The 484-nt window shown below is 56.4% G+C and carries 1 pseudogene; it reads right to left on the bottom strand.

The window, feature by feature from the left end:
- Positions 1 to 37: 37 nt before the first annotated feature.
- Positions 38 to 484, bottom strand: a pseudogene (locus AWU74_RS12150) (ABC transporter ATP-binding protein); the annotation flags it as partial.

Genomic DNA, 484 nt, shown 5'->3' on the forward strand with positions numbered 1-484 from the left:
ACCTTGGGTGAAAATAGGCGATTCGTTCCGCGCCCAACTAAAAGCAAAACAATATCGTGAAGTCAGAGGGAACCGCTTCCGACTCAAAGAACTCCTCGTATACCCGCTTGCGCAGCAACATAAAATCCGCTCTTGTCCTGTTTCGGGGGCGCGGCAGGTCGACCGCTATGATTTTCTTTATGCGCCCGGGCTTGCTCGTCATTACGACGACGCGGTCGCCGAGGTATAAGGCTTCGTCAATGTCGTGCGTTACGAGTATCAGCGTTGTCCGCTCTTTTTCCCAAATGCGCAGCACCTCATTTTGCATGCTTATCTTCGTAAAGGCGTCCAGCGCGCCGAACGGCTCGTCGAGGAGCAGAGCGCGCGGGCGGTTGATTATGGTGCGCGCAAGGCTCACCCGCTCCTGTTGCTCGCCGTATGGCAGTTTCTCGGCGACAGAAACGTGCTCAACCCGTCGGTATTCCCCAGCCCCCACAGGATAGGG

The organism is Treponema endosymbiont of Eucomonympha sp. (genome assembly GCF_001028545.1).